Annotated in this window: 2 protein-coding genes (1 of these 2 cut by a window edge); both read right to left on the bottom strand. The window is 66.4% G+C overall.

Going from position 1 to position 5392, the window contains the following annotated elements:
* Positions 1–1072: the 5' portion of a hypothetical protein gene (locus E6J58_24170; GenBank protein ID TMB31693.1), read on the bottom strand. The gene continues 317 nt to the left of window position 1, outside the view; the window shows 1072 of its 1389 coding nt (coding positions 1–1072); the start codon lies at positions 1070–1072; its stop codon lies off the left edge, out of view.
* Positions 1008–2063: a hypothetical protein gene (locus tag E6J58_24165; GenBank protein TMB31692.1), complete on the bottom strand. Its 1056-nt coding sequence runs from the start codon at positions 2061–2063 to the stop codon at positions 1008–1010. The genes E6J58_24170 and E6J58_24165 overlap by 65 nt, the downstream gene beginning before the upstream one ends.
* Positions 2064–5392: the final 3329 nt, after the last annotated feature.

Here is a 5392-nt window from a genome sequence, read left to right as displayed (position 1 = left end):
GAACTTCGGTGTCGGCATCGCTGACGATCGCATCGACAGTAACGGGCAGGTCTATGGACTGCGTCGCCGGATCGAAGTTCGCATCGACGACTGGCGCGTTCAGTCCGCAACGACCTTCCACCTCGACGGCAGATGAGTTGACGGTCGTGGTCTGGCTGGAATTGGAGCCGCCGAACGTCAGGCTCAGCGCCAGCGTGAAGTGGCCGGGCACCGGGTCGCCGCTGACGACGTGATCGCCGATCCTGGGCGTGAAGGTGAACACAAGCAACGTGTCCGCCGAAACGGACTGCGGCGACGGCTGCGTCCAGTCCGTCGTCGGCACCTCGTGGCCGTCCGGATCGAACAGCTGCGCGGAGTTGAACGTCACGCTCGAGCAGGAAGGGGCCGCGGCCTTCAAAGCCACGTCGACCGGCGTGGCCAGGTAGAACGGGACCTCGATGGCCTGCGACGTTCCACCGACGTCGATGGTGATCGTCGTGGTCGTTGCACCCGACTTCTGCGTCAGGTCGAGAGCAGTGGTCGGCGTGTCCGTTCCGACCTTCTGCTGGACTGATTCGAGATGCTGCGTGGCGGTGAACGAGACGGTTGGACTGGTGACGCCGCAGCTCGAGACGGCGATCGCGAGCGAAGTCGTCGGCGAGCTCGTCTGTCCGGAGCCGTCGCCGATGGTCACCGACACCTCGTACGACGCTCCAAAGACCTGTGGCACGAACGTCGGCTGCGCCACCGTCGGCGACGGCGAGAACGTCTCGGAAGCGGTCACGGCACCCTGCTTCAGCGTGTACGCATACGTGAAGGTCGGGCTGGCGAAGCACGCCGAAGTGGCTGAAGTGGCGACTTTCACCGCGTCTCCTACGAAGATGGTCGAACCGAAAGCCGCCCCATTGACCTGCGCCACCGTGGGCGTGTCGACGGTTGGCGCAGCACACGTCGCGTTGACGGTGGTATCCGCCGTCCCGCTTTGGCCGTTGGCGGACACCAACACATGGATCGCGTACGACTTCGAGTCAGCGGGCGTGAACGTGGCCGGATTCGTCGTGGTCGACGAGAACGCAGGCGACAGAGCGTCCACGGAAGACCACGCGAACCTGTACATCGGGGCGAACCGGGCAGGGCACTTGTCGGGATCCGNNNTGCGTTCCAGAGGCCGGCCACGCGGTCAGCGTCCATGGATCCATCGGCAACGCGCCTCCGGCTTGCGTCGTTGCCGCCATCGCAGCGATCGGCGCCGCGCCGCAATTTCCCGACGTCAGATCGCGCCTGCGCGCATCGGCATTGCCCCAGTGGTCCTGGACGTTGAGGCGGGCGTGGAAGGTCTTGTTCGGAGCATCCGCGACGAAGTTGGGCGTCGTGGAGTGGATGCCACCGGTGAGCGTCGGGGTCGAGCCGACGTCTGCCTTGAGCCCCCAGGTGTACTGGGCAGCCGCCTCGGCTTGGTTCGTATAGCAGGCGAACGTCGTCGGCGAGCTCAGATTCACCGTATCCCCGGTGAAGACGCTCTGCGGATTTGCCGAATAGAAGCCATCTGCAGATGCCGGCGTCACGGTGAAGCCAATGGCCGGGTCCGACGCTTCGTTCGTGAAGGTCGGCGTCGGTGACGTACATGTCGCTGTCGTGATGTTCTGCGATGCAGTCCCCGTGTGGCCACTGTTCACGGCGGTGCCGGTCGCCGTCAGCGTGTAGGTCCCGGAGGCACCCTCGCCCTCGCGGAACGTAGTCAGGTCGCCGGTGAACGACGAGAGCGAGTACTTCATCGCGCCCATCGGTGTCGCGGACACCGCCCACGTGATCTGGTAGGTGTCGTGGAATCGCGCCTGCGGGCAGATGGCAGTGTTGCTGTCGTTGGAGGTCGCGAGGGCGGCCGCCGACCACGGGTCGAACGGCGACGAGCCGCTCTGCTGCGTCGGCGCCGTGAAAGTGACCACGACCGGGTTGGCGCCGCACGTCTCCGCGACGAAGGTCGCGTCGTTGGTTCCGGGGCCGTTCGCCCACTGATCACGGACGGTCGCGCGAACGGCGTAAGCGGCCCCGGCGACCGCGACGACGAAACTCGGCGCGGTCACGGTGGCGTCCGGCGTCAACGCCGCGCTCGCGTCGGTCGAAGGGTCACCGTGGTCGCGACGGTCACGGTCTCGCCGCGGAAGATCTTGCCATTGACCGTCACTCGCTCGGGATCGTCGATCTGCGCGACCGTCGGAGCCGTGACGACAGGGACCTCCTCGCCGCTCGAGCAGTCAACCGAGATGGCAAATGTTCCGTGCCCGGTGACGTTGCTGGCGCTGCCCTTCGCGTCCACCGCTACGTGATAGGTGCCGTTTTCGCCTGCCTCGAACCGCCCGCTGTTCGAGCCACTCGGAGTGAAGGCCCAGCTGGTCGCACCGGTGGGCGGGGTGACGGTCAGGTTCGTGAAGGTGTAGGAGTTCTTGAACCGGGCAGGGCACAACGCGGCATCGTCATCGTTCGATGAAGCAATGGCGACCAGGTCATGCGGATCGAATGCCGCGAATGGGGACATACCGACGCGCGTGTCCGTGAAGTTGACGAGGACCGGGTTGATGCCGCAGCTCTGCGAGGTGAACGACTGCGTCCGCGGCGCGGACCGGTTGCCGAGCTTGTCCACGACCACGACGGTCGCCGTCCAGGTGCCTGAGGCGACGTCAGCCACGAACGTCGGGTGCGCAGCGGTGATGTCAAAGGGCGTCGTGTTGGTGCTGGCGGGCGGCCGCGTCAGCGACCACAGAAACGACGCCGCTTCCATGCTGCTGAAGCAGAGCGACGTCGGGGCTGCCGTCGAGAGAGCGACGATGTCATCCCGGAAGAATATCCCGGGCGCATAGTCGGGCGTACTGCTGGTAACCGAGATCGCGCCGGCCTTTGGGGTCACGTCGGAGCAACTCACGGTGATCGGCCTGAAGGCTTCCGTCTGTCGTCCTGCGCCGCTGACGATCAGCTTCACGTTGAACACCGCGTTCCCGCCGGGCGAGAACGTCACGGATTGACCGTGGCTGTCGGAGCTGAAGATCGAGCCGACGTCCGGAGTGGACCCGGCGACGCTCCAGGCGAACGCATACTGATTGGCGAACCGAGCAGGGCAGACCGAGGCGACGTCGTCATCGGAGAACGTCGTTCGACCGGCGGCGAAACCGGCCGCAAACACGTGATCGTCGAACGGCTTGGCGCCCGTGAACGACGCCGCCCTTGCGAAAGAGCCGTTGCCGAGCGCGTCCTTCACCACCACCGACGCGCTGTAGTTGCCGTTCGGCTGATCGATCGTGAACAAGGCGGAGGCGGTGCTGAGGTGCCGGACGCGCCCGTCCGCCGCCGTCAGTGTCCAGTCGTAGGTCAGACCCGCGTGAGCGGCGCCGAAGCAGGTCGACGCAGCGGTAGTGGAAACCGTCACTGCATCGTCGCGGTAGACGTTGAAGCTGCCGCTCACCGGCGAGCGCGGCGGAGCAGATCCGACGGGCGAGCCCGCGAAATCAACGTCGACCTCCGGCGAAGTGACGAACGGCGACGAGCAGCGTGCGTCGACCTGTAGCGCCGCGACCGCGGACTGGCCGTTCGAGCCGGTGACGGTGGCGTTGATGCTGTAGACGACGCTGCCGCCTGGAGCGAAATCGGTCTGCGAGGCGGAAGGTGCGCGGAACGTGCCGCCGGTCGTGCTCCAGGCGAACGTGTACGTCTGCGCGAACCGCGCGGGGCACAGGGCCGCATCGTCGTCGGCGGAGAAGAACGCGCCGTTTCTCGGCGCGACCTTGAGTGTGCTCGGGTCGAACGGCAGCGCCCCGGCAACGAGGACGCTGGCGGACGCGGAGATCGGGTTCTTCCCGCAGGTGCCCGCGGTGAACGTCTGGACGGCACTAGTCTTGACGTTGCCGAGCGAGTCGGTGACCTCTACCTGCAGCCTGTAGCTGCCGCCGGGGACGTCAACCACGAACGTCGGTTGCGCCAGTGTGGTGGAGTTCAACTGCGCAGCGCTGCCGACCGGGGTCTCCAACAAGGTCCAGCGATAGCTGAACGTGTCGTGAGTCGATGCGCAGGTTGGCGTCGAAGACGCCGTCGCGGCCACCGTGACGCGATCGCCGGCGAAGAACGACAGGCCGCGCGGGAACGTGTCGCCGGCGGGCGGCGTCACCGCGGAGATCGCAGGTATGCCGACGCTGAAATCGCAAGCGGCTGCACTGAAGAACGCAACCACGGGCGCCGCATGCACACGGCCGGACCGATTCGTCACCGCGCCGTCCACCTCGATGGCATAGGCGCCGGGTTTGCGGGCTTCGAAGGTGGTTTCGTCGCCGATCACCGTCGTCAGGCTTGCTGCCCCCGGGGAAGGCTCGATCGCGACCCGGTAATTGAAATCGGCGCTGACCTGGAAGCGCGTCGGACACGCGCTTGCGTCGTTGTCCGCAGTGACGATTGCCGCGCCGAACGTGAAGGGAGCAAAGCTCGCCACCGACTGCGGCGACTGCGCAGTCGTCGCGAAGGCGGCTCCACCGGCGAGCAGCTGGGTCGTGACCTCGTTCACGCCGCAGGTGGTCGTGTCGAGGTCGATGGTCGCCGGCGCGCTCCGAATGCCGCGCGCATCCGTTGCGACGACCGACAATCGGTACCGGCCGACCTTGTCCACCACGAATCTCGGTGATTGCGTAGTCTGCGAGTCCAGACGGGCTTCGCTGTCCGCCGGGCGGGACGCGAGCGTCCAAAAGAACGAAAGGGGCTCCCTCGCCTTTCGTCCGCAGTCGATGACGACCGTGGCATGCGGAATGAGCTGGACGACGGCGTCGACGTGCGGCATCGGGTTGCCGTTCGCGTCGACGAACGACGGAGCGCCCTGCTGCGGGTCGGTCGCAACCGCCGTGATCGCCGGATTGGCCCATTGAATGGGCGAAGGCGTGCAGTCATTCACCCCGACGTCCAGCGTCCTGGGCGCGCTAGAGCGACCGGTCGAATCGGTGACAACCAGTTGCACGATGTAGTGGCCTGCTACGTCGGCGGTGAAGCTCGGGTTTTGCGCAGTCAGGCTGTTCAGGCTCGCCCGGCTACCGGCCGGAAGCTGGACCAGCTTCCACGCATGGGAGAGTGACTGCTGCAGGTCGCACCCAGCCGCGTTGTCGGCGTCGCTCACGGTCGCGGTCAACTGCACGGTGCTGCCGGTGACGAGGTCGCTCTGCGCGGCGATGTCGGTGACCACCGGCGAGCTTGCGCCGCAAACCATCGCCGTCACCTTCACCGTGGCCTCGTTCACCCGCACGGTGTTCGAGACGGTCACCTTCAGCATGTATTCGCCCGGCATGTCCGCCAGGAACGACGCTTTCGCCGAGCCCGCGTCCACGAGCGTCGTCTCGCTTCCCAGCGGCCGGCTCAGAAACGACCATCCGAACGTCAGCAGCCT

This window comes from Deltaproteobacteria bacterium, from assembly GCA_005879535.1.
Lineage (GTDB): Bacteria > Myxococcota > Myxococcia > Myxococcales > 40CM-4-68-19 > 40CM-4-68-19.
Note: the sequence above shows the minus strand (reverse complement) of the source record. Positions and strands in the feature narration are given on the sequence as shown.